Raw genomic sequence first — 22,050 nt, forward strand, 5'->3', positions numbered from 1 at the left:
AACCACGTGCACAGTGAGCTGCCGGTCTCGCCCGGCACCGCCCGGATGCCCGAACACCGCCTCGCGATCAGCGAGCGCGGCTCCTTCGCCTTCGCGACCTGCAGCTGCGGCTGGTACGCCCCGGCCCGCCGCTCGCGCGACCTGGCCCGCCGCGAGGGGGCCGGCCACCTCAGCGAGAACGGCGCCGAGCCGGACTGAGCCCGGGGGGCTCCGGACGGCTCCTCCCGGGCTCCTCTGCGGCTCCTTCCGGGTTTCCCGGCGGCTTCTGCCGGGCCGCGGGGCTCGGGGCCGCCGGGAGGTCAGGCCGCGAGGTCGGACTCCGGCGGCTGCTCCCCGGCCCGCACCGCCCCGCGCCCGCGCCGACGGCCGCGCGGACCGGCCCCGGTCCCGGCACGCGCCGTGCCGCCGCGCTCGGACGCCCGGATCAGCGGGGCGACCGCCGTCCGGCTCAGCGCGTGGCAGAACGGCACCAGCACCGCCATCGCGATCGGCGCCAGCAGCAGCACCACGGCGACGGCGAGCGCGAAGCCGCCGATCACGTCGGTCGGGTAGTGGACGCCCATGAACATCCGGCAGAAGCCCTGGAGGACCGCCAGCCCGCCGGCGATCCAGCCCAGCCTGCGGTTCACCAGGAACAGCGCCACCGCGACGCCCATGGTCATGGTCGAGTGGTCGCTGACGAAGGAGTGGGTGCCGGCCTTGCCGTCCACCAGCACCAGCAGCCCGGGATGGTCGACGAAGGGGCGCGGGCGGTCGACGATCGCGGCGATCGGCAGGTTGGCCAGCTCGGCGAGGGCCACCGAGATCGGGACCCAGAGCAGCCCGGCCATCGCCACCGGCGCGTCCGGACGGCGCCTGGCCTGGAGCCAGGCGACCAGACCGAGCATCGCCAGGCCGATCAGGATGCCGTACTCGCCGACCCACGAGACCATGTGGTCCAGCCACTGCGGGGAGCGCTTGGCCAGGCCGTTGACGGCGTAGAGCAGGTCGAGGTCGGGGTTGGTCGTGTCGGCAAGCGGCGTCGACACGCCGCACCTCCTTCTGGTCCGCTGCAGCTGGTCGTCGTGGCCGGGGCCCGCCCGGTGCGGGTAGCTGACGAGGGGCCACCGGAGGAAACGTCATTTCCGGGGCACAGCGTTCCACGGAAACGCGCGGTTATCGAAACTTGACTCAGCGTCCACAGTGCGCACACAGGTCCCGGCCGTCCGGCCGCACCGGGCCTACCGTCCCGGGCCGGCGGGGCTCGGTCCGGCCTGCGCGGGCGGGGCGGCGGCGACCGCCCGGGCGGGGGCCGCCGGTGCGCCGCCCTGGCTCGCCGCGGGGGTGGTGGGCTGCGTCCCGCCCGGACGGCTCGGGGCGTTGACCGCGCCGTCGTTGTTGCGGGTCGGCAGCGCCTGGGCGCCGTCCGAGGTGACCCGGGTCGCGCCGATGTACTCCCTGGTGTCGATCCTGTCGTAGCGGATCACCGCGCCGGTGTGCGGCGCGTTGATCATGTAGCCGCCGCCGACGTAGATCCCGACGTGGTGGATGCTCCGCGGATCACCGAGGTCCGTCGCCCAGAACACCAGGTCGCCGGGCCGCAGTTGGTCGCGCGACGGGTGCGGCCCGGCGTACCACTGGTCGTTGGCCACCCGGGGCAGGGTGATGCCCACGCTGGCGAACGCGGCCTGGGTCAGGCCCGAGCAGTCGAACCGCCCGTTCTGCGAGGGCAGGCCCTCACCGCCCCACAGGTACGGGGTGCCGAGCTTGGTCTGCGCGAAGTAGATCGCGGCCGCCGCCTGCGAGGACGCCTCCACCGGCGCGGTCGGCGCGGTGAAGCTGCGGGCCATCGCCTGGATGTTCCGCACGTAGCCCTGGGTCTCCCTGTACGGCGGCACCCCGTTGTACCGCTCCACCGCGCCCTCGCCGGCGTTGTAGGCGGCCAGCATGTTGGCCTGCGGATCGCCCGGGACCTTCGCGATCCGCTTGGCGATCGCGCAGTCGTAGGTCGCCGCCGAGGCGATGGCGTCCAGCGGGTCCCAGACGTCCGCCCTGCCGTCCCCGCTGCCGTCGGTGGCGTACTCGATCCAGGTGCCCGGCATGAACTGCGCCATCCCCTGCGCCCCGACCCCGGATCGCGCCCTGGGGTCGAAACCGCTCTCCTGGTACAGCTGCGCCGCGAGCATCGGCGCGGAGATCTCGGGGCAGAGCCCGCCCCACCGCTGGATCGGTTCCTGATAGGCCGCGGGGACCGTTCCGGGGGACAGGGCGGAACGATTCGCCGACTGCTGCGGCGTCCCACTCGCCGCATAAGTCCCCAGCGTCACCAGCCCGATGAACCCGAACGCAACAACTCCCGCAGCGGCGGCGGCCGTCCCGGCCTTCCGGAGTACCATCAGCACCATCCCGACGAATCGTCAGTCGAAGTGTCCCGGAAGGCGTTGCTCACCGCAATCATCAGAGATACGAACAGTGAGCGCTATCCTTCGTACGGTGTACATCCTCGCGTACGTGTCCGATGCCTCACGACCAATCCGCGAGAAGTAGCCAAGTCGACATCAGATCTGGCCAAGAATAGGTACCGACCCTTCGCGCGGGCCGGGTCCGGGCCCTTGAATTTGCCTGATCGGGCGGTGAGATGGAAATGAACCTGAGCAGCGTGCACACCAATGCGGTCAGCCACCTGGCCGAGGATCCCCCCAAGAAGCCGAACATCGACACCATCATCGGCGGGATCGCCCCGGACTGGGGCCCGTTCGCGACCCTCGGCTCCGAGGCACGGGTGATGGTCGAGGTCGTCATGGCCGTCGCCATCCTCATCTGCCTCGGCATCGCGGTCTGGGGCGCGGCCAAGCAGCGGATCGGGGCGACCGCGATGCGCGACAGCTTCGGCGCCGAACAGGGCAAGGGGCTGATCGTCGCCGGACTGACCGGCGTGTTCATCATCGGATCACTCGGCACCCTGTTCACCATTGTCTACGGAATGGCGATCTGACGATCGGACAGCAGTAGTCCGACCTGCCCGGGACCGGATCCCCGTCCGGACCCCCTCCGGGGCAGGCCCGCCAGGAGTCCACCCCCGTTCCCACCCTCCGTCCGCGCCCGCCCCCGGGCGGAGGGCCCCCGGAGCCGCCCCGGCTCCCCGCACCAGGAGGGCCGCCGTGCCGTTGTCCGACGACCAGCCGCGCACCCGTACGCGCCTGCCGGTCGGCGAACAGTCCTCCGCCCAGCCGAACCTCCGTCAGTCCCGCCCGATGCGCGCCCTGCTGGCCGTCCTGGTCGTCGTCACCCTGCTCGTGGTGGCCATCGCCGTCGCCAACCGCGTCACACCCGGCACGGGCGGTGGAAGCGGCGGCGGTGGCGCCTCCGCCGACCGTGCCGCCTCCGGCGCCGGCCCGGCCCCCAGCGGCGACCAGCCCGTCGGCACCACCGTCAACGGCATCCCGACCGGCTACCCGCACACCGAGCCGGGCGCCCAGTCGGCCGCCACCAACTACGCGGTGGCGATCGGCTCCGCGGACATGTTCCGCACCGACAGCCGGCACGGCATCGTCACCACCATCGCCGACCCCGGCGCCCTGGCGGGGCTGCAGAGCCGGCTGGACCAGGGCTTCGGCGGCGACACCGCCACCCGCTACGGCCTCGACGCCCAGGGCCACGCGCCCAAGGGCCTCACCTTCGTCAGCCGCACCGTCCCGGTCGGCACCAAGTCGACGGGCTACAGCGACGGCGACGCCAAGGTCGAGGTGTGGTGCACCGGCCTCACCGGCCTTGCCGGCGAGCGCTCCGTCCAGCCGGTGACCACCAACTGGTTCACCCTCACGCTCTCGCTGCACTGGACGGGCAGCGACTGGAAGCTCACCGACTTCACCAGCAGGCAGGGCCCCGCGCCGGTGCCCGCAGACCAGCAGGCCGCCACCGCCGATGAGATCACCGGCGCCGTCCAGCAGTTCGGGGGGTTCCGCTATGCCCGTTGATCAGACCTCACGCCGTTCCGGCGCACGGCGCCGAGCGGGCACCCTTGTCGGTGTGCTGGCCACCTTGCAGGTGGCGGCGCTGTCGACGGCTCAGCGGGTATTCGCTGAACCGTCGCCGACAGCCACTCCGACCTGTCAAAAGGTCGATCTTCCGATCCCCGGCAGTGACGCAGGCTGTGCTCCTGGGGGAGCTGTCGTCATTCCCGGTAGTGGCGCGGTCAACACCGTGACCGACCCCCTCGGGTCGTTGGCCAAGAGCTGTGCGCAGGCCGCGGCGTGGGTGGTGCGGAAGCTGTCGGGGGCGATCGACGGGACGACGCAGGTGGACTTCACCAACGCGTCGTTCCTGCAGCAGTACGCCGTGGTGTTCGCCGTGTCGACGGTGATCACGCTGGTGCTGTGGCTGCTGGCGGTGTCGAAGCGGGCGGTGCGGGGAGCGCCGCTGGCGACGGCGTTCTCGGAGGCGATCGGGTTCCTGTGGCTGACGGTGGTGGCGTCCGCGTTCACGCCGTTGATCCTGTACACCGTGGTGAGCGTGACGGACGGGCTGACCAAGGCGATAGCGGTCGGGACGAAGACGGACACCGGGTCGTACCTGGGAGGGTTCGCCGACACGTTGGAGAAGGGCGACGTGGGCGGTGGCCCGCTGATCCTGGTGATCGTGTCGCTGGTGGCGGTGCTGGCGGCGGCGGTGCTCTGGGTCGAGCTGCTGATCCGGGCGGCGATGCTGTACGTGGGCGCGCTGCTGGGCACGGCGGTGTACGCGGGGCTGGTGGACCGGCAGCTGTGGAAGCACGTGCGGCGCTGGGCGGGGGTGATGCTGGCGGTGGACCTGGCGAAGCCGATCATCGTGGTCATCCTGGGTCTGGCGGGCGCGGTGGCGACCGGGGCCGGGGCCGACGACGACTTCGCCCGGGTGCTGTCCGGGCTGGCGATCCTGTTCCTGTCGATCTTCGCGAGCGCGTCGGTCTACCGCTTCGTGCCGGGCTTCGGCGACGAGATGCTGAACCTGCGGGGGGCCCGGGCGAACGCCGTCCAGGCCGGTTCGGCGATGATCAACGGCACCGCGAACCTGATGAAGCAGGGCATCAGCACCCACGGCGACCGCGGTCCGCAGGCGTCCGGCACGGGTGGCGGCGGTGGCGCGGGCGGTGGTTCGGTGGCGCCGGGCATCGCCGCCCACGCCGGCCGGACGCCGGCCCCGCCGCCGCAGGGCGGACCGCCGCCGGCTCCGGTTCCGATCCGCGACAGCAATCCAGCGAAGGGGGGGTGACGGGTAAGTGAGCAGCGAACCGCTCGGCCAGTACGGCGCCCAGTACGCCCAGCCGTACGTGCACCAGCGCCGCACCTACCTGATCGGCAAGGCCCGCCCGAACGCGCCGATCGGCCGGAACCGGGAGTCCGGCGAGATCATGCTGATCATCTTCGGGGCCTTCCTCGGCATGCTCTGGGGCCTGCTGATGCCGGTCCTGCCGCTGCGGATCGGTGGTCTGGTCGGTCTGCCGGCGCTCGCCATCGCGGCGGTGTACGTGCCGTACCGCAAGAGGACGTTCTACAAGTGGGTGGAGATCAACCGCACCTACCGCCGGACGGTCCGCAGCGGGCGGGCGGTGTGGCGCTCGGACGTGATGGACGCCGGCACCCGGCTGGACGGCCGGGAGGTGGAGGTCGGTCCGCCGCCCGGGGTGGGGCGGCTGCGCTGGCTGACGGCGCCGTTCGGGCCCGACGAGGTCGGGGTGCTGATGCACCTGGAGCGGCGCACGGTGACGGCCGCGATCGAGATCGAGGGCCCGGGCGTCGGGCTGCGCGACTCGGAGGACCAGGAGGCCCTGGTCGACCGGTTCGGGACGCTGCTGAAGCACGTCGCCAACGGGGACGGCTTCGTGACCCGGCTGCAGATCCTGGCCCGGACCCTGCCGGCCGACCCGGACGCGCACGCCAAGGACGTCGAGCGGCGCGGCGACCCGTCCTCGCCGCGCTGGCTGCAGGACTCGTACGACCAGCTCCAGTCGATGGTGTCGACCTCCTCGGAGCAGCACCGGGCGTACCTGGTGGCCTGCATGCACTACACCCGCGACCTGGCGGCCGAGGCGCACGCGATGGGCCGGACGGCCACCGGGCGGCGGGCGCGGGACGACGAGGGGCTGGCGGCCGTGATGGCGCGCGAGCTGACCGACATCTGCGCCCGGCTGGCCGAGGCGGACATCCGGGTGCGCCAGCCGCTGGGCCAGGCCCGGCTCTCCTCGCTGCTGCACTCGATGTACGACCCGGACCACCCGATCGACCACATCCAGGCGATGTCCCGGCGCAACGCCTGGCCGGCCGAGCTGGACGCGACCGAGCCGCAGTACCTGCAGGCGAAGACCCGGGAGTCGGCGACCCGGGAGCCGTGGTGCCACGCCACCGCGTGGATCAAGGAGTGGCCGCTCACCCCGGTGGGCGTCAACTTCCTGGCACCGCTGCTGGTGCACACCCCGGACGTGATCCGGACGGTCGCGGTGACGATGGACCTGGAGCCCACCGACGTCGCGATCGAGCGGATGCTGACCGAGAAGACCAACGACGAGGCCGAGGCCAGCCGCGCGGCGAAGATGAACCGCACGGTCGACCCGCGCGACCTGGCCCACACCGGCCGGGTGGACCAGCGCGGTGACGACCTGGCCTCCGGCGCGGCCGGGGTGAACCTGGTCGGCTACATCACGGTCTCCTCGCGCAACCCCGACGCGCTGGCCCGCGACAAGCGGACCATCCGGGCCTCGGCCGGCAAGAGCTACCTCAAGCTGGAGTGGTGCGACCGCGAGCACCACCGGGCCTTCGTGAACACCCTCCCGTTCGCCACCGGCATCCGCCGCTGACCACCGCCGTCCGTCCGACCCCCCGTCCACCGCTGACCCGTCAGGAGGCCGCCCATGGCCCTCGGCAACCTCACCGAGGCGTTCACCAGCCTGATGTTCGGCAAGGTGGAGACCACCCGCCTGCCGGTGCGCACCTCCACCGGCCAGGCGCAGGCCGTCTACCTGCCGACCGCCGCGCCCGGGCTGGGCGACTCCGGTGTGATCATCGGCCGTGAGGTGTACAGCGGCAAGGGGTACGTGTACGACCCCTTCCAGCTGTACGGGCAGCAGCTGCCCGCCCCGCACTGGCTGGTGCTCGGCGAGTCCGGCAACGGCAAGTCGGCGCTGGAGAAGACGTACGTGCTGCGGCAGCTGAGGTTCCGCGACCGCCAGGTGGTGGTGCTGGACGCGCAGGGCGAGGACGGCGTGGGCGAGTGGAACCTGATCGCCGACGCGCTGGGCATAAAGTCGATCCGGCTGGACCCGATGGCAGCCCGGGACGGCGGGGTGAAGCTCAACCCGCTGGACCCGGCGATCACCCAGACCGGCCAGCTGTCGCTGCTGCGCACCATCGTCGAGGTGGCGATGGGGCGCGGGCTGGAGGAGCGGGCCGGCTTCGCGCTGAAGGCCGCGCACGCCCACGTCGTGGCCTCGGTGACGGACCGCCAGCCGGTGCTGGACGACATCATCGACACGTTGCGCAGCCCCCACCCGTCCTCGGTGGAGTCGCTGGGCGTGGCGGTGGACGAGGTGCAGTCCTGGGGTCTGGACGTGGCGCTGGTGCTGGACCGGCTGGTCGACGGTGACCTGCGCGGCATGTTCGACGGGTCGACCACCGAGGGCATCGATCTGGACGCGCCGCTGATCGTCTTCGACCTTTCGCACATCGACCGCAACTCGATCGCGATGCCGATCCTGATGGCGATCGTCGGGGTGTGGCTGGAGCACACCTGGATCAGGCCGGACCGGAAGAAGCGCATCTTCCTGGTCGAGGAGGCCTGGCACATCATCAACAGCCCGTTCGTGGCCCAACTGTTCCAGCGGCTGCTGAAGTTCGGCCGCCGGCTGGGCCTGTCCTTCGTGGCGGTGGTGCACCACCTGTCCGACGTGGTGGACGGCGCGGCGGCCAAGGAGGCGTCGGCGATCCTGAAGATGGCCTCCACCCGGACGATCTACATGCAGAAGGCGGAGGAGGCACGGGCCACCGGCCGGGTGCTGGGCCTGCCGCGCTGGGCGGTGGAGATCATCCCCACACTTTCGCCGGGCATCGCGGTCTGGGACGTCAACGGCAACGTCCAGGTGGTCAAGCACATCATCACCGAGGCCGAGCGCCCGCTGGTCTACACCGACCGTGCGATGACCGAGGACGCGGTGGCCGAACGGGTGCGCGCGGAACGGCAGTTGGCGGCCGAGCCGGGGGTCTGAGCCGGCACCCGCGGCCCGGCGGCCGGCCGCCGGGCCGCGGGTGCCCGGGGCGCTCCGCGCAGGCTCCGCTCCCTGCCGACCGCGACGGTTCGCCAGTAGGTAATCCTCTCGTTACGTTCGACGTCCTGACAGCTACGCGCGTTGACCCTAGGCTTCGCAGTCGCAACACATCTCGAACGCCGACGCTGTCCACAGCCGGTGCTCCTTCCAAGGTGCAGGGGAACCCTTCATGCTCACCGTCAGATCCCGACGGACGGCGCTCGCCGTCGTCGCCGCCGCAGGTCTGTTCGGCACGGTGGCCGTGCCGACGGCCGCCCAGGCCGCCGGCGCCGACGCCAAGCGCCACAAGACCGTCAACCTCCAGCTGCTGGCGATCAACGACTTCCACGGAAACCTGGAACCCCCGGTCGGCAACTCCGGCACGATCAAGGAGATCGACCCGGCCACCGGCAAGGAGGTCGCCACCCCGGCCGGCGGCATCGAGTACCTGGCCACCGAGCTGCGCAAGGCGCGGATCCCGGCCGACGACTCGATCACCGTCGCGGCCGGCGACATCATCGGTGCCAGCCCGCTCACCTCGGCGCTCTTCCACGACGAGCCGACCATCGAGGCGATGGACAAGCTCGGCCTGGACGTCACCTCGGTGGGCAACCACGAGTTCGACGAGGGCGCGCAGGAGCTGCTGCGCATGCAGGAGGGCGGCTGCCACCCGACCGACGGCTGCTACGAGCCCGGCCGCACCTTCAAGGGCGCCAACTTCAACTACCTGTCGGCCAACGTCACCGACGAGAAGACCGGCAAGCCGCTGCTGGCCCCGTACTGGATCACCAAGTCCCAGGGCGTGAAGGTCGGCTTCATCGGCGTCACCCTGGAGGGCACGCCGAACATCGTGACCGCCGAGGGCGTCAAGGGCCTGAAGTTCGCCAACGAGGTCACCACGATCAACAAGTACGCCGCCGAGCTCAAGGCCAAGGGCGTCAACTCGATCGTCGCGCTGATCCACGAGGGCGGCTACCCGGCCGGCTCCGTCTACAACTACGACTGCGGCGCGCCCGGTCAGGGCGTCTCCGGTCCGATCGTCGACATCGCGCAGAAGATCGACCCGGCGGTCGGCGCCATCGTCACCGGCCACACCCACAACGCGTACGCCTGCAGCATCCCCGACCCCGACGGCGTCCCGCGCTCGGTGACCAGCGCCGCCTCCTTCGGCCGGCTCTTCACCGAGATCGACATGAAGCTGGACAAGACCACCGGGGCGATCGTGCGTCCCTCGGTCAAGGCCGCGAACCACGTGGTGCGCCGCACGGTCGAGAAGGCGCCCGACATGACGGCGCTGGTCGACCACTACTCCAAGCTCGCCGCCCCGGTCGCCAACCGTCCGGTCGGCTACATCGCCTCGGACATCAACGGCCGCGGCAGCAGCGACCTGGAGAAGCCGCTCGGTGACGTGATCGCCGACGCCCAGCTGGAGGGCCTCGCCCCCGCCGACAAGGGCGGTGCGCAGGTCGCGTTCATGAACTCCGGCGGCATCCGCTCCGACCTGGTCTTCAAGGACCCGTCGGGCGACCCGAAGCTGAACGGCGTGGTGACCTACAGCGAGGCCTTCACCGTCCAGCCGTTCACCAACATGATGCAGGTCAAGACGCTGACCGGCGCCCAGCTGGTCCAGCTGCTCCAGCAGCAGGTGAGCGGCCCCAACGCCGCCGCGCCGAAGATCCTCCAGGTGTCCTCGAACCTGCACTACACCCTGGACATGCGCAAGTCCGGCGCGGACCGGGTGGTCCCGGACTCGGTCCGGCTGAACGGCGCCCCGGTCGACCCGGCCGCCACCTACCGGGTCGCGGCCAACGAGTTCCTGGCCGGCGGCGGCGACGGCTTCCCGGCCTTCGCGGCCGGCACCGACAAGCTGGTCGGCGCCTCCGACCTGGACGTCTTCACGGCCTACCTGAGCGCCCACAGCTCCGCGGGTGCGCCGCTGCAGGCCCCGGCGCAGGACCGGATCAAGATCATCGGCCCGGGCGGCGACATCGACTGACCGTGAGCCGGCCCAGGAGGGGGCGGGTGGGGCGCTGTCGGGGCGCCCCGCCCGCCCCCTCCGCCGTTCCGGGGCCCCGTGGGCGCCGCGGCCCCGTCACTCCGGGGCGGGGCCGCCGGGCAGCCGGACGGTGGCCAGCGCGCCCGGGCCGCCGTCCGCGGCCGGGCCGAGGGTGACCTCGCCGCCCGCCTCCCGGACGCTCTGCGCGACGATCGACAGTCCGAGGCCGGAGCCCGGCAGCTGCCGCGAGGAGGGCGAGCGCCAGAACCGGTCGAAGACGTACTGGAGCTCGTCCGGCGGGATGCCGGGGCCGTGGTCCCGGACGGTCAACACGCCCTGGTGCAGCCGGACCTCGATGGTGCCGCCGGGCGGGCTGTACTTGACCGCGTTGTCCAGCAGGTTGATCACGGCCCGTTCCAGCCCGGCCGCGTCGCCGTGCACGTACCAGGGCTCGGTGTCGGTCTCGAAGACCAGCCCCGGGCCGCGCAGCTCGGCCCGCTCGACGGCCCGGGCGGCGATCTCGTGCAGGGCGGTCACGGTGGGGGCGGGCCCGCTCTTCGGGGTGTCCGGGCGGGAGAGCTGGAGCAGGTCGCCGATCAGGACGGTGAGCTCCCGCATCTGCGCCTTCATGTTGCCGAGCAGCTTGGTCCTGGTCGCGGCGGGCAGCGGGCGGCCGGTCTGGTCGCTGCGGATCAGCAGGTCGACGTTGGTGCGCAGGGAGGTCAGGGGGGTGCGGAGCTCGTGCCCGGCGTCGGCGATCAGCCGGGTCTGCCGCTCGCGGGAGTTGGCCAGGGCGGTGCTCATGGAGTTGAACGAGGTGGACAGCCGGGCGATCTCGTCGTGGCCGTGGACCGGGATGGTGGTGCCGACCTCCTCGGTCCGGGCGATGTGCTCGACGGCGTCGGTGAGCCGGTCGACCGGCTTGAGGGCGGAGTGGGAGACCAGGCGCCCGGCGACGGCGGCGAGCAGGACGCCGCCGGCGGCGACGGAGCCGAGCAGGACGGCGAGGCCCCGGAGCGACTCCTCGACGGGCTGGGTGGAGGTCGCGACCATGACGACGACCGGCACCCTGTACCGGGGGTCCTCGGTCAACCGGACCAACGCGGGCTCCCCGTTGGTGTACCGGCCCTCCCGGATGATCGACTGGCCGGGCGCGAGCCGGAAGGCGGCTGAGTCCTCCGGCACGGTCACGATCGCCTTGGTCGCGCCGGGGGGCAGGCAGACCCCCGTGCCGCGCGCGAGGAACTGGGTGTCCCGGGGAGCGGCCGCGCTGATCCCCTGCGGGCTGCCGCCGGGCTGGCGTTCCAGCGCGTGTTCCGGGGTGTCGTAGCAGGCGAGGTCCCCCCGGCCGACCGGGGCCGGCGGCGCCCCGGCGAGGTCCGCGCGGACCTGGCCGTACAGCTGCTTCTCCACGATGAACCAGCACGCCAGCGCCGACAGCGCGATCGCCACCGCCACCGCCGCCGCGCTCAGGAAGGTGAGGCGGCTGCGCAGCGAGCGGGAGCGGTACCAGCGGAGGAGGCGCCGCCGGCGGTCGGAGGCGCGCGACGGGACCAGCGGCGGGGCGAGCGGAGGGGGCGGAACGTCGTTCACGCGTTCGTGCCGGCGGCCGGGCGCAGGGCGTAGCCGACGCCGCGCACGGTCTGGATCAGCCGGGGCATGCCGCCCTGCTCGGTCTTGCGGCGCAGGTACATCACGTACACGTCCAGGGAGTTGGAGGAGGGCTCGAAGTCGAAGCCCCAGACCGCCTTGAGGATCTGTTCGCGGGTGAGGACCTGGCGGGGGTGGGCGAGGAACATCTCCAGCAGCATGAACTCGGTGCGGGTGAGTTCGATCGGCTTGCCGGCCCGGGTGACCTCGCGGGTGGCGGTGTTCATCCGCAGGTCGGCGAAGGCGAGCACCTCGCTCTCGTCCTCGACGGCCGCGCGGGCGGCGGCCTCGGCGGCGAGGGCGTTGCGGCGCAGCAGGGCGCGGACCCGGGCGAGCAGTTCGTCGAGCTCGAAGGGCTTGGCGAGGTAGTCGTCGGCGCCGACGTCGAGGCCGGTGACGCGGTCGCCGACGGCGTCGCGGGCGGTCAGCATCAGCACCGGGACGGTGTCGCCGCGCGAGCGCATCCGGCGGACGGCGGTGAGGCCGTCCATCCGGGGCATCATGATGTCCAGCAGGACGAGGTCGGGCCGGTCGCGTTCGACGGACTCCAGGGCTTCGTAGCCGTCGGTGGCGGTGGCGACCTCGTACCCCTCGAAGGCGAGGCTGCTCTCCAGGGCGTCCCGGAGGGCGGGTTCGTCGTCGACCACGAGGAGCCGGGCGGAGGGGTGGCCGGCCTCGGCGATGGTGCGGTCGTCGGCGGACGGGGTCATGGGCGGGTGCCCTTTCTCGTCGGGGGGAGGGCCTGCTGGGAGCAATTGTCCGTCTCAGGGCGTGCGGCTCACAGGTTCTGGCCGGCTTCGAGTTTCGGCAGCACCTGCTTGACGTCGTTGATCGGGATGGCGAAGCCGAGGCCGACGCTGCCGGCCGGGCCGCTGCCGGAGGAGCCGGAGCCGCCGGGCGCGTACATCGCCGAGTTGACGGCGATGACCTGGCCCTCGGCGTTGATCAGCGGGCCGCCGGAGTTGCCGGGGTTGAGCGCGGCGTCGGTCTGGAAGGCCTTGTAGGTGGTGCTGGTGCCGGACTGCGGGGCGGTGCCGCGCAGGCCGGGCAGGTAGGGGAGGCCGAAGCCGCCGTTGGCGCTGGTGCTGCCCTCGTCGAGCTGGACGGTGACGTCACGGTTCTCCGCGCTGATGATGCCGGAGGTGACGGTGCCGGTGAGGCCGTCGGGGTTGCCGATGGCGACGACCGGGTCGCCGACGGCCACGGTGGAGGAGTCGCCGAGGACGGCGGGGACGAGGTCCTTCGCGCCGGTCGCGGTGATGACGGCGACGTCGAGGGCCTTGTCGGTGCCGGTGACGGTGGCCTGGGCGGTGGAGCCGTCCTTGAAGGTGACGGTGATCCGGCCGCCGGCGGCCGCGGTGTCGATCACGTGGTAGTTGGTGAGGATCCGTCCGTCGGTGTCCAGGACGACGCCGGTGCCGGTGGCGGTGCCGGTGCCGGTCCGGACGGTGATCTGGACGGTGCTGGGCGAGACGGCGGCGGCGACCGCGGCCACGTCGGCGCTGCCGTCGGAGCGGGCGGAGACCGGGCTGGCGACGGTGCCGACGCGGTCGTCGGGGTTCTGCCGGTCGGCGGCGACCAGTCCGCCGGTGACCCCGCCGAGGAGGGCGGCGACCGCGGCGACGGCGGTGACCAGGGCGAGCCGGCCGCGCAGCAGTCCGCGCCGGGCCCGGCCGCCGCGGTCGCCGGGGCCCTCGGGGGAGCCCGGTCCGAGGAGCGTGGGCGGCTCGGGCGGGACCGGCGGGGGCGGCGGCGGTCCGTCGAAGGCGCCGCCGGAGTGGTCCTCGCGGTACCCGTACCCGGGTCCGTACCCGTCCGGGCCGGTGGTGCCGGGGCCGCCGACGGCCGGGCCGCCGCCGAGCACGGTGCCCTCGATCACCCGGGGCCGGCGGGCCGGGTCCGGGACGTGCTGCTGCCGGGTCTCGTACGGGTCGTACGGCTCACTGGGGTGGCGCTGCTGTTCGGTCATGCCGACCAAGCTCGGCCCGCCGCATGAGGAGTGCATGAGAACCGGCTCAGAACGGGGAGAGAAGCCCGTTGGGTTCTCATAAAGCCTGGTCAGGACGCCTGCCGAGCGGAGCCGGCCGCTCCGGTACTCCCCGGCTACTGCGCCGCGGACCGGCCGGGGGCGTCGCCGGCGCAGCCGCAGGAGCGGCGGATGACCAGCCGGGACGGGAAGGTGCGGACCCGCTCGGTGTCCGAGCCGGGCACCATCAGCGAGTCGTCCAGCACCAGGTCCACGGCGGCCCGGGCCATCGCGTCGCGGTCGGAGGCGACGGTGGTCAGCGGCGGGTCGGCGAGCGCGGCCTCCGGCACGTCGTCGAAGCCGGCCACCGCGAGATCCTCCGGGACCCGCAGGCCGACCTCGCGGGCGGCCCGCAGCACGCCGATCGCCTGGTCGTCGGTGGAGCAGAAGATCGCCCGGGGCCGGTCCGGCGAGCGCAGCACGTCGAGCGCGACGTCGTAGGCGCCGTAGCGGTGGAAGGGCGCGTCGATCAGGTGCGGCTCGGTGGGGACGCCGTGCGCGTCCATGGCGCGCTGCCAGCCCTCGACGTGGTCGATGACCGGGTCGCCGGGGGCCGGGGACTCGACCGGGCCGCCGAAGCAGGCCACGTACGGGTGTCCGTGGACCTCCAGCAGGTGGCGCACGACCGCCTCGGCGCCCGCCACGTCGTCGGTGACCACCGCGACGTCGTCGATCGCCTCGGGACGGCGGTGCAGCAGCACCACCTTGGCGCCCTCCATCGCGGCGAACTCCTCGGCGGCGCGCTGCGAGGGGCCCTGGCTGACCAGGATCAGGCCGGAGACCCGCATCCCGAGGAAGGCGCGGACGTAGTGCACCTCGCGGTCGTCCACGTAGTCGGAGTTGCCGATCAGCACGAGCTTGCCGCGCTCGGAGGCGGCCCGTTCCACGGCGTGCGCCATCTCGGCGAAGAAGGGCTGGCGGGCGTCCGGGACGACCATGCCGATCAGGTTGGTGCGCCGGGAGGCCATCGCCTGGGCGACGCTGTTCGGCCGGTAGCCGAGCTGCTCGATCGCGGCGAGCACCTTCTCGCGGGTCGCGGGCGCGACCGGGCGCGGCCCGTTGTTGATGACGTAGCTGACGACCGCGGTCGAGGTACCAGCCAGTCGGGCTACATCGTCGCGCGTCACTTTGGCCACGGGGGGAGTCTACGCGTGTGGTCTCCGGGGCGGCAGTGGGATCCGGGCCCCGTTCGGCAGGCCGGCCGGCGGGTCCGGGAGGAACCGGACAAGCCGGGCGGGGGTGCCCGCCCGGCTCCGCGCCGGTGTCCGGACGGGCCCGGGCTCAGGCCTCCAGGGGGGCGGCGGGGCGCTGGGCGAGCTCCGGCCGTTCGCCCTTCTCGGGCTTCTCCGGCACGACGAAGCGATAGCCGACGTTGCGTACGGTGCCGATCAGCTGTTCGTGCTCGACGCCGAGCTTGGCGCGCAGCCGCCGGACGTGCACGTCGACCGTCCGGGTGCCGCCGAAGTAGTCGTAGCCCCAGACCTCCTGGAGCAGCTGCGCCCGGGTGAAGACCCGGCCGGGGTGCTGCGCGAGGTACTTGAGCAGCTCGAACTCCTTGAAGGTGAGGTCGAGCGCCCGGCCCTTGAGCTTGGCGGAGTAGGTGGCCTCGTCGACCGAGAGGTCGCCGTTGCGGATCTCCATCGGGCTGTCGTCGGAGACGACCTGGAGGCGGCCGAGCGCGAGCCGCAGCCGGGCCTCGACCTCGGCCGGGCCGGCGGTGTCCAGCAGGACGTCGTCGATGCCCCACTCGGCGGTGACGGCGGCCAGGCCGCCCTCGGTGACCACCAGGATCAGCGGGCAGCCGATGCCGGTGGAGCGCAGCAGCTGGCAGAGGCTGCGGATCTGCGGCAGGTCGCGCCGGCCGTCCACCAGGATGACGTCCGCGCTGGGGGTGTCCACCAGGGCCGCGCCCTCGGCGGGAGCCACCCGGACGTTGTGCAGCAGAAGTCCGAGGGCGGGCAGCACCTCGGCTGAAGGCTGCAGCGCATTGGTGAGGAGGAGGAGAGAACTCATACCCGGTGGTCCCCTTTCCGGGTCGTCGCGGTCGCATGACGGCTGCCGCCACAGCCGGATGGCGCACGTGCTGAGGGGGTGGGGAGGACGACGGCGGCCCGCGGCGAACCGGGGGAGCGGACGGCGTGCAGGGCGCGACGGCGGGTCGGCCGGGGGTCCCGCAACCCCTGGCGCACCGTTTCTGCCCTGTTCATCACCGTGAACCCTCCGGTCTGGTCCGGCGGCGGGTGGCGGCCCGGTGCCGGGTGGCGGCGCCCCGGCCGGCCGGGGCACCTCGTTGTGCCGCGTCAGGCGGGACGGTCCTGCTGCGCGCCGGGGGTGGGCCGACGAATCGCAAGAACGTCCGTACTGGCGTCCTGAAAGCACGAAAGGACCCGGGGGCGACTCTGCCCGGATCCCTCTTGGTGGTCGAGGATAGCCGACCGCCCCTTCCGCCGGGAGTGCGGGAATCCGGCGGTTCACCCAATTCGGGCGTGCGCCGGGTGAGGCTGGACACAGCTTCGAGCGCCGGGCCGGCGCCGCCCGGTGGCGGTCCGGTGGGAGGCCGGTGCGCGTTCCGGGTCCGTCCGGCCAGGGCGATTGCCGCTCGTGGCGGTGGACGCGCCATCATGGGACGCACATCGGAGGCGCTGTTCGGGTCCATCGTTCGGGTGGTCGGGCGGGCCGTCGCGGTGGCGAGCCGGACCGGGGTACCGGGGGCCGGGCGAGGACGACGAGAAGGGGTGGCCCGATGGGCGCGACCACCGAGCCCGCGAGCGGCGCCCGGGTGCGCGGGACGATCCGCTACTGGGCGGCGGCGAAGTCCGAGGCCGGCCTGGCCGAGGAGCCGTACCAGGCGGCGACCCTGGCGGAGGCGCTGGCGGCGGCCAGGGAGCGGCACGCCGACCGGCCGAAGTTCGTCCAGCTGCTCGGGCACTGCTCGTACCTGGTCGACGGGGCCCAGGTGGGCGGCCGCGACCACGCGACCGTCGCCCTGACCGAGGGCGGGGCGGTGGAGGTCCTTCCCCCGTTCGCGGGAGGCTGAGCGGCGTGACGGACATGAACAACCCGAACCATCCCAACCGCGGCGGCTACGGCGAGTGGCCGCAGCAGCCCCACCAGCCGCAGCAGCCCCACCAGCAGCGGCAGCCGTACCCGCCCCAGGGGCAGCAGCCGCCGCAGCCGGGCCACCAGTCGCCGTACGGGTACCCGGTGGACGACGCGGCGGCGACCACGGTCATGCCGCCGGTGCCCGCGTTCGACGACGCGGCCGCGACCACCCTGCTGCCACCGGTGCCGGCGGCGGACGACGCCGAGGCGACGGCGCTGCTGCCGCCGGTGGTGGTGTCCGGTTCCATGCCGGTCGCGCCGCCGCGGCACCCGCAGCCGCCGCACCCGCAGCAGCAGTTCCAGCAGTCGCAGTACCAGCAGCCGCCGCAGCCGCAGCCGCAGTCCCAGCACCCGCAGCCGCAGCCCCAGTCGTCGCGGCAGCAGCGGCGGCGGCAGCCGGAGCAGCCGGTGCAGCCCCAGCCGGACCCGACGATCCAGCTCCAGCAGCCGCCGAGGCCGCGGGCCCGGCACGCGGCCCCCGCCGCGGCGCCGCAGCCCGCCCCCGGGCAGCCGACGGCGGAGGCCTTCGACCCGCCGACCATGACGCTCAAGCGCCCGACCGCCCCCGGCCCGCTGGGCCCGGCCGGCGCCCCCGGACCGCTGGGCGCCCCCGTCGCAGGGCCGTACGCGGCCGTCCCCCCGCAGGCCGTGCCGCCCGCCGGCCCGCGCCGGACCGGCTCGCCGATCATCGACCCGGGCCTGCAGCCGGCCCTGATCACCGCCGGCGCGGCCGCGCTGCTGGCCGGCGGCGCCGCGCTCGGGCAGATCGCGCTGGCCCTGGTGGTCGCGCTGCTCCAGCTGCTGACGGCGGCCGGCTGGTTCCGGCTGAACGGCATGTGGCCGGCCCGGCAGGGCATCCTGCTCGCCGCGCTGGCCGGTCTCACGGCGGACGCGGCGGTGCTGCTGGCGGACTCCGGCGGCGGCGCGGCGGCCGTGGTGGGCACCCTGGGCGGGTTCTTCCTGCTCGTCCTGGTGCTGCAGACGTTCCGTCCGTCGGACCCGAAGGAGCGGTTCTACGCGCTGACCGTGCTCGGCTCGGCCACCGTGGTGACGGTGCTGTGCACCGCGCTGCTGGTGGCCGACTGGGTGCCGGCCGCGGTGGGCGCGGTGGCGCTGGCCACCCTGCTGGCCGCGGCGCCGCTGCCCGGGCCGAAGCAGCTGGGCCCGGTGCTGGGCCTGGCCGCGGCGGTGGCGCTGGGCCTGCTGGTCGGGGCGCCGCCCGCGCTCGGCGCGCTGGCCGGGCTGGGCGCGCTGGTCGGCCGCCGGGTCGCGGCGTACGACTTCCCGTCCCGCTTCGTGCACATGACGGCGGGCGTGGCGCTGCCGCTGGCGGTGGCCGCACCGCTGGTCTGGATCGCCACCGACCTGCTGGCCTGACCCGCCGGCCGGCCCGCGGTCCGCTTCGGTCGGATTCCGGCTCCGGAACCATGTTCCGGGGCCGGACGTCGTACGGTCGTGCGGGGGCGGACGTGTGCCGCGTCCGCCACCGAACGGTGCACGACCCACCGGGAACGACCCACCGGGAACGACCCTCCGGGAACGAACCACTGCGAACGATTTCAGCGACGAACGACCACTGCGACGGCGACGACGGGGGACACGATGCGCGGATGGCTGAAGACCACGATCGGCCTGGCGGTGCTCTCGGGCCTGCTGCTGGGCGCTGACCGGATCGCGGTCGGCGTGGCCGAGGACGAGGCCGCCGACCGGATCGTGAAGAGCGGCCGGATGAGCCAGCGCCCGGACGTCTCGATCGAGGGATTCCCGTTCCTCACCCAGGTGCTGTCGATGAAGCTGGACGACGTGCGGATCGCCTCCGACGGCCTGACCGTCGGCGACGGCGGCCACCAGGTGGCGCTGCACTCGTTCAAGGCGCAGCTCTCCGGCGTCAAGGTCGGCGACAGCATGAGCAGCGCCACGGTGGACAGCGGTACCGGCAGCGGGGTGATCTCCTACCCGGACCTCGCGCAGCTGCTGCCGCCCGCCTCCCAGCTGCTGCGCGGGGCCAAGCTGCCGGTGGGCGGCAACTCCCGGCTGAGCCTGTCGTATGCCGGTCCGGGCAAGGTCAAGGCCTCGCTGGGGCCGCTCGCGATCGGCGAGGGCACCGTGCACAACAAGGGGAACACCGTCACGGTGGACGGCTTCCGGCTGACTTCGCTGGCGGGGATGGTGGCCGGCGCCACCGGCCAGCAGCTGGAACCGATGAGCTTCACCCTGGACTCGCTGCCGGCCGGGCTGAAGCTGGCCGACAAGGAGGGCGGGAGCGGCGTGACGCCGCTGGCGGAGGGCCTCCAGCTGACCTTCGACGGCAAGGGCTTCAAGCTCCTGGGCTGATTCCCGGCCTCCGTGTGGCAGTCCCCGGCCCCGCCGAATCGTTCCGCTCCGCGAGATGCGCTGTCCAGCGCGGACCGCGGAGCGGTGTCGTTTCCGCCCCGCGCACGCCGGCCGGAGGCCTCCGGCCGGCGCCCGGCGGGCCCGGCCCGGGTCAAATCCCGCCATCCGGTCGTTTTGATCCCACTATTCGATACGCTGATGACAGCGGGCCTCCGGTGTCCCTAGCATCGTCGGCATGAAGCGACAGACGGACCTCACGAAGCGGCGGGCGGTAGACCTGTGCCGCGTGTCCGCCTGTCTGTGTCGAATGCGCTGACTCGGCGCCCCGGCTGGGCAGTTGACGCCCGCCGCCGATCTTCCCGGTGACCGCGCCCGGCTCTGCGAGCGGGCGGTCGCCGATGTACTCCGCAGTCCCCCGCCCGGCCGCACCGCTCCGCGCCCCGTCCCGGTATTCGGACGGACTTTCGGACCGCACCCACCCGGGCACCCCTGCAGCACCCTCCTGAGCAGCACCTTCCGCACAACCGCCCTCGGATGGAGACACCACCATGAGCCGCAGCGACGTCCTGGTCGACGCCGACTGGGTCCAGGCCCACCTGGACGACCCGAAGGTCGTCATCGTCGAGGTCGACGAGGACACCTCCGCGTACGACAAGAACCACATCCGCAACGCCGTCCGGATCGACTGGAAGCAGGACCTCCAGGACCCCGTCCGCCGCGACTTCATCGACCAGGCCGGCTTCGAGGCGCTGCTCAGCGCCAAGGGCATCGCCAACGACGACACGGTCGTCCTGTACGGCGGCAACAACAACTGGTTCGCCTCGTACGCCTACTGGTACTTCAAGCTGTACGGCCACGGTGACGTCCGCCTGTTGGACGGCGGCCGCAAGAAGTGGGAGCTGGACTCCCGCGACCTGGTCGCCGAGGTGCCGGCCCGTCCCGCCACCGAGTACAGGGCGCAGGCCGCCGACTCCTCGATCCGCGCCTTCCGCGACGACGTGATCGCCGCCATCGGCACCCTGAACCTGGTCGACGTGCGCTCGCCCGACGAGTTCTCCGGCAAGCTGCTCGCCCCGGCCCACCTCCCGCAGGAGCAGTCGCAGCGCCCCGGCCACGTGCCGAGCGCCCGCAACATCCCGTGGGCCAAGAACGCCAACGACGACGGCACCTTCAAGAGCGACGACGAGCTCAAGGCGCTGTACGAGGCCGAGGGCATCGACCTGGCGAAGGACACCATCGCCTACTGCCGCATCGGCGAGCGCTCCGCGCTCACCTGGTTCGTGCTGCACGAGCTGCTCGGCCAGCAGAACGTCAAGAACTACGACGGTTCGTGGACCGAGTACGGCAGCCTGGTCGGCGTGCCGATCGAGCTCGGCAGCAACTGAGCCTCCGGCTCGACCCGTAAGTCAGAAGGGAACACAGACATGTGCGGTGCGAAGGCCGGCGGCCCGGACCTGGCAGGAGTTGACGTGGCGAACGAGACGATCATCCAGGGTTCGGTGACCCGCGACGGTGAGCCGGTCAACGGCTACGTCCGGCTGCTGGACGAGAACAACGAGTTCACGGCCGAGGTGCCCACCTCGGCGACCGGCCAGTTCCGGTTCTTCGCCCGCCCGGGCAAGTGGACCCTGCGGGCGCTGGTGCCGGGCCAGACCGTGGACCGTCAGGTGGTGGCCTCCCAGGGCGCCGCCGTCGAGGTCGCGATCGCGGTCTGACCGGAGCCGGAGCGAATCCGGATCACCCCGAGGGCCCCTGCCGTGCAGGGGCCCTCGGTCGTACCGTGGAGGGATGCGGGCAAGGCGGCGGCGTCGCTACTACTTCGCCATGATGGGCGTGTGCCTGGGCCTGTTCGTCATGGCCTGGGGCGTGGTGCGGTTCTTCTCGGTCGGCGCGGCGATCGGCATGTGCGTGGTCGCGATGGTCATCCCGCCCGCCGCCGCGGTGTTCGCCAACAAGCGGGACCCCGAGGACGACTGGTGGGACGACCCGCGCTGGGACGACCCGAGGTGGGACGACCCAGGCCACGACCGGGACCGCCCCGACCGGGAACCGCGGAAGAGGGACTAGCTAGTACACGAGCGCCTGGACGCCGTCCGCCATGATCTCGCTGACGAAGACCTGGGCGCCCGCGATCCGGACACCGTCGACGGTGTCCTTCTGCTCGATCCCGCGCCGGGCCGCGCACTGGGTGCACAGGGTCACCGAACCGGCCGCCAGGATCGACTCCAGCAGGTCCGGCAGCGGCGCCGCGTGCGGCAGTTCGAACTCCGCGGCCCGGCCCGGCAGGGCGAACCAGGAGGACTCCCCGGTCAGCCAGAGCGAGACCTCGATCCCGCTGGCGACGGCCACCGCCGCCACCGTGAACGCCTGCGAGCACCGCTCCGGCGCGTCCGCCCCTGCGGTGACCTTGATGACCAGTTTCTTCGACATGGCGCCACCTTAGAGCGCCCGTCGCCCCCGCCGTCCGGCATCGCCGGAACCCTTGGGCAAAGCTTGGGCAGCCGGGGGGCGACGGCGCGAACCGCGACGTGGTGGGGCTCACCGCGACCGGCCGGAACCCGGCGGATAGAGTGAGCGGAGCAAAATCCACCACACTGTCGCCGCCTGGGAGCCCCCCGTGTCCGGTCTGGAAATGTTCTTCGACGGTCTGCTGGCCCTCATGGCCGTGCTGATCACCTGGTTCGCCAT

Annotated in this window: 22 protein-coding genes; 14 read left to right on the top strand and 8 right to left on the bottom strand. The window is 72.9% G+C overall.

What is annotated here, in order from left to right:
* Positions 1-6: 6 nt before the first annotated feature.
* Positions 7-198, top strand: coding sequence for a hypothetical protein (locus ACZ5GH_RS20060; RefSeq protein WP_464334934.1), 192 nt, complete (start codon positions 7-9; stop codon positions 196-198).
* A 101-nt stretch (positions 199-299) separates the two neighbouring features.
* On the opposite strand, the gene ACZ5GH_RS20065 is transcribed toward ACZ5GH_RS20060, so the two are convergent.
* Positions 300-1,028 (bottom strand): phosphatase PAP2 family protein, encoded by a 729-nt coding sequence (locus tag ACZ5GH_RS20065; RefSeq protein ID WP_464334935.1) that lies wholly within the window; start codon positions 1,026-1,028, stop codon positions 300-302.
* Positions 1,029-1,220: 192 nt separating this feature from the next.
* Positions 1,221-2,375, bottom strand: coding sequence for a C40 family peptidase (locus ACZ5GH_RS20070; protein WP_464334936.1), 1,155 nt, complete (start codon positions 2,373-2,375; stop codon positions 1,221-1,223).
* Positions 2,376-2,623: 248 nt separating this feature from the next.
* Between ACZ5GH_RS20070 and ACZ5GH_RS20075 the strand changes: the two genes are divergently transcribed.
* The 6 genes from ACZ5GH_RS20075 (at position 2,624) to ACZ5GH_RS20100 (ending at position 10,250) form a co-directional block, all read left to right on the top strand.
* Positions 2,624-2,974 carry a hypothetical protein gene (locus tag ACZ5GH_RS20075; protein ID WP_387760469.1) on the top strand — a complete coding sequence of 117 codons (351 nt, stop codon included), beginning with the start codon at positions 2,624-2,626 and terminating at the stop codon, positions 2,972-2,974.
* A 166-nt stretch (positions 2,975-3,140) separates the two neighbouring features.
* Positions 3,141-3,956, top strand: a complete 816-nt coding sequence (locus ACZ5GH_RS20080; protein ID WP_387760470.1) for a hypothetical protein — start codon at positions 3,141-3,143, stop codon at positions 3,954-3,956.
* 52 nt (positions 3,957-4,008) lie between these two features.
* Positions 4,009-5,229 (top strand): hypothetical protein, encoded by a 1,221-nt coding sequence (locus tag ACZ5GH_RS20085; RefSeq protein WP_387760471.1) that lies wholly within the window; start codon positions 4,009-4,011, stop codon positions 5,227-5,229.
* Between the two features lie 7 nt (positions 5,230-5,236).
* Complete coding sequence (locus ACZ5GH_RS20090; RefSeq protein ID WP_387760472.1) at positions 5,237-6,811, top strand: SCO6880 family protein; 1,575 nt, start codon at positions 5,237-5,239, stop codon at positions 6,809-6,811.
* A gap of 54 nt (positions 6,812-6,865) precedes the next feature.
* The gene (locus ACZ5GH_RS20095) at positions 6,866-8,215 is read left to right on the top strand and encodes an ATP-binding protein (protein WP_387760473.1); all 1,350 of its coding nucleotides are present in this window, start codon (positions 6,866-6,868) and stop codon (positions 8,213-8,215) included.
* Between the two features lie 229 nt (positions 8,216-8,444).
* Positions 8,445-10,250, top strand: coding sequence for a bifunctional metallophosphatase/5'-nucleotidase (locus ACZ5GH_RS20100; RefSeq protein WP_464334937.1), 1,806 nt, complete (start codon positions 8,445-8,447; stop codon positions 10,248-10,250).
* Between the two features lie 96 nt (positions 10,251-10,346).
* Here ACZ5GH_RS20100 and ACZ5GH_RS20105 read toward each other — a convergent pair whose 3' ends face one another.
* The 5 genes from ACZ5GH_RS20105 to ACZ5GH_RS20125 all read right to left on the bottom strand — a co-directional run bounded on the left by ACZ5GH_RS20105 (position 10,347) and on the right by ACZ5GH_RS20125 (position 15,939).
* Positions 10,347-11,843, bottom strand: a complete 1,497-nt coding sequence (locus ACZ5GH_RS20105) for a HAMP domain-containing sensor histidine kinase (RefSeq protein ID WP_387760475.1) — start codon at positions 11,841-11,843, stop codon at positions 10,347-10,349.
* A complete protein-coding gene (locus tag ACZ5GH_RS20110) occupies positions 11,840-12,610 on the bottom strand; it encodes a response regulator transcription factor (protein WP_387760476.1) in 771 nt (256 codons plus the stop codon). The genes ACZ5GH_RS20105 and ACZ5GH_RS20110 overlap by 4 nt, the downstream gene beginning before the upstream one ends.
* A 68-nt stretch (positions 12,611-12,678) precedes the next feature.
* Positions 12,679-13,869 (bottom strand): S1C family serine protease, encoded by a 1,191-nt coding sequence (locus ACZ5GH_RS20115; RefSeq protein WP_464334938.1) that lies wholly within the window; start codon positions 13,867-13,869, stop codon positions 12,679-12,681.
* A 134-nt stretch (positions 13,870-14,003) separates the two neighbouring features.
* On the bottom strand, positions 14,004-15,062 hold the full coding sequence (locus ACZ5GH_RS20120; RefSeq protein ID WP_387760478.1) for a LacI family DNA-binding transcriptional regulator: 1,059 nt from the start codon (positions 15,060-15,062) through the stop codon (positions 14,004-14,006).
* Positions 15,063-15,207: 145 nt separating this feature from the next.
* Positions 15,208-15,939, bottom strand: coding sequence for a response regulator transcription factor (locus ACZ5GH_RS20125; RefSeq protein WP_387760479.1), 732 nt, complete (start codon positions 15,937-15,939; stop codon positions 15,208-15,210).
* A gap of 730 nt (positions 15,940-16,669) precedes the next feature.
* On the opposite strand from ACZ5GH_RS20125, the gene ACZ5GH_RS20130 reads away from it, so the two are divergent.
* From ACZ5GH_RS20130 to ACZ5GH_RS20160, 7 genes are all read left to right on the top strand, one after another.
* The gene (locus tag ACZ5GH_RS20130) at positions 16,670-16,963 is read left to right on the top strand and encodes a MoaD/ThiS family protein (protein WP_387760480.1); all 294 of its coding nucleotides are present in this window, start codon (positions 16,670-16,672) and stop codon (positions 16,961-16,963) included.
* A gap of 5 nt (positions 16,964-16,968) precedes the next feature.
* The gene (locus ACZ5GH_RS20135; RefSeq protein ID WP_464334939.1) at positions 16,969-18,405 is read left to right on the top strand and encodes a hypothetical protein; all 1,437 of its coding nucleotides are present in this window, start codon (positions 16,969-16,971) and stop codon (positions 18,403-18,405) included.
* Between the two features lie 225 nt (positions 18,406-18,630).
* A complete protein-coding gene (locus ACZ5GH_RS20140; RefSeq protein WP_387760482.1) occupies positions 18,631-19,362 on the top strand; it encodes an LmeA family phospholipid-binding protein in 732 nt (243 codons plus the stop codon).
* 235 nt (positions 19,363-19,597) lie between these two features.
* Complete coding sequence (locus tag ACZ5GH_RS20145; RefSeq protein WP_353652343.1) at positions 19,598-19,678, top strand: Ms5788A family Cys-rich leader peptide; 81 nt, start codon at positions 19,598-19,600, stop codon at positions 19,676-19,678.
* Between the two features lie 232 nt (positions 19,679-19,910).
* Entirely contained in the window at positions 19,911-20,747 is an 837-nt protein-coding gene (locus ACZ5GH_RS20150; RefSeq protein WP_387760483.1) for a sulfurtransferase, read from the top strand.
* 39 nt (positions 20,748-20,786) lie between these two features.
* On the top strand, positions 20,787-21,077 hold the full coding sequence (locus ACZ5GH_RS20155; protein ID WP_045692289.1) for a DUF1416 domain-containing protein: 291 nt from the start codon (positions 20,787-20,789) through the stop codon (positions 21,075-21,077).
* Between the two features lie 73 nt (positions 21,078-21,150).
* A complete protein-coding gene (locus ACZ5GH_RS20160; protein WP_387760484.1) occupies positions 21,151-21,429 on the top strand; it encodes a DUF3099 domain-containing protein in 279 nt (92 codons plus the stop codon).
* On the opposite strand, the gene ACZ5GH_RS20165 is transcribed toward ACZ5GH_RS20160, so the two are convergent.
* Positions 21,430-21,792, bottom strand: a complete 363-nt coding sequence (locus ACZ5GH_RS20165) for a DsrE family protein (protein ID WP_387760485.1) — start codon at positions 21,790-21,792, stop codon at positions 21,430-21,432.
* Positions 21,793-22,050: the final 258 nt, after the last annotated feature.

It is taken from the genome of Kitasatospora sp. Xyl93 (assembly GCF_055383135.1).

What these genes read in the sequence shown, in the direction of transcription:
- ACZ5GH_RS20150 (WP_387760483.1), top strand. Translation starts at nt 19,911, where the DNA reads ATGAGCCGCAGCGACGTCCTGGTCGACGCCGACTGGGTCCAGGCCCAC.
- ACZ5GH_RS20165 (WP_387760485.1), bottom strand. Translation starts at nt 21,792, where the DNA reads ATGTCGAAGAAACTGGTCATCAAGGTCACCGCAGGGGCGGACGCGCCG.
- ACZ5GH_RS20070 (WP_464334936.1), bottom strand. Translation starts at nt 2,375, where the DNA reads ATGGTACTCCGGAAGGCCGGGACGGCCGCCGCCGCTGCGGGAGTTGTT.
- ACZ5GH_RS20125 (WP_387760479.1), bottom strand. Translation starts at nt 15,939, where the DNA reads ATGAGTTCTCTCCTCCTCCTCACCAATGCGCTGCAGCCTTCAGCCGAG.
- ACZ5GH_RS20140 (WP_387760482.1), top strand. Translation starts at nt 18,631, where the DNA reads ATGCGCGGATGGCTGAAGACCACGATCGGCCTGGCGGTGCTCTCGGGC.
- ACZ5GH_RS20100 (WP_464334937.1), top strand. Translation starts at nt 8,445, where the DNA reads ATGCTCACCGTCAGATCCCGACGGACGGCGCTCGCCGTCGTCGCCGCC.
- ACZ5GH_RS20110 (WP_387760476.1), bottom strand. Translation starts at nt 12,610, where the DNA reads ATGACCCCGTCCGCCGACGACCGCACCATCGCCGAGGCCGGCCACCCC.
- ACZ5GH_RS20115 (WP_464334938.1), bottom strand. Translation starts at nt 13,869, where the DNA reads ATGACCGAACAGCAGCGCCACCCCAGTGAGCCGTACGACCCGTACGAG.
- ACZ5GH_RS20130 (WP_387760480.1), top strand. Translation starts at nt 16,670, where the DNA reads ATGGGCGCGACCACCGAGCCCGCGAGCGGCGCCCGGGTGCGCGGGACG.
- ACZ5GH_RS20160 (WP_387760484.1), top strand. Translation starts at nt 21,151, where the DNA reads ATGCGGGCAAGGCGGCGGCGTCGCTACTACTTCGCCATGATGGGCGTG.
- ACZ5GH_RS20145 (WP_353652343.1), top strand. Translation starts at nt 19,598, where the DNA reads ATGAAGCGACAGACGGACCTCACGAAGCGGCGGGCGGTAGACCTGTGC.
- ACZ5GH_RS20155 (WP_045692289.1), top strand. Translation starts at nt 20,787, where the DNA reads ATGTGCGGTGCGAAGGCCGGCGGCCCGGACCTGGCAGGAGTTGACGTG.
- ACZ5GH_RS20075 (WP_387760469.1), top strand. Translation starts at nt 2,624, where the DNA reads ATGAACCTGAGCAGCGTGCACACCAATGCGGTCAGCCACCTGGCCGAG.
- ACZ5GH_RS20095 (WP_387760473.1), top strand. Translation starts at nt 6,866, where the DNA reads ATGGCCCTCGGCAACCTCACCGAGGCGTTCACCAGCCTGATGTTCGGC.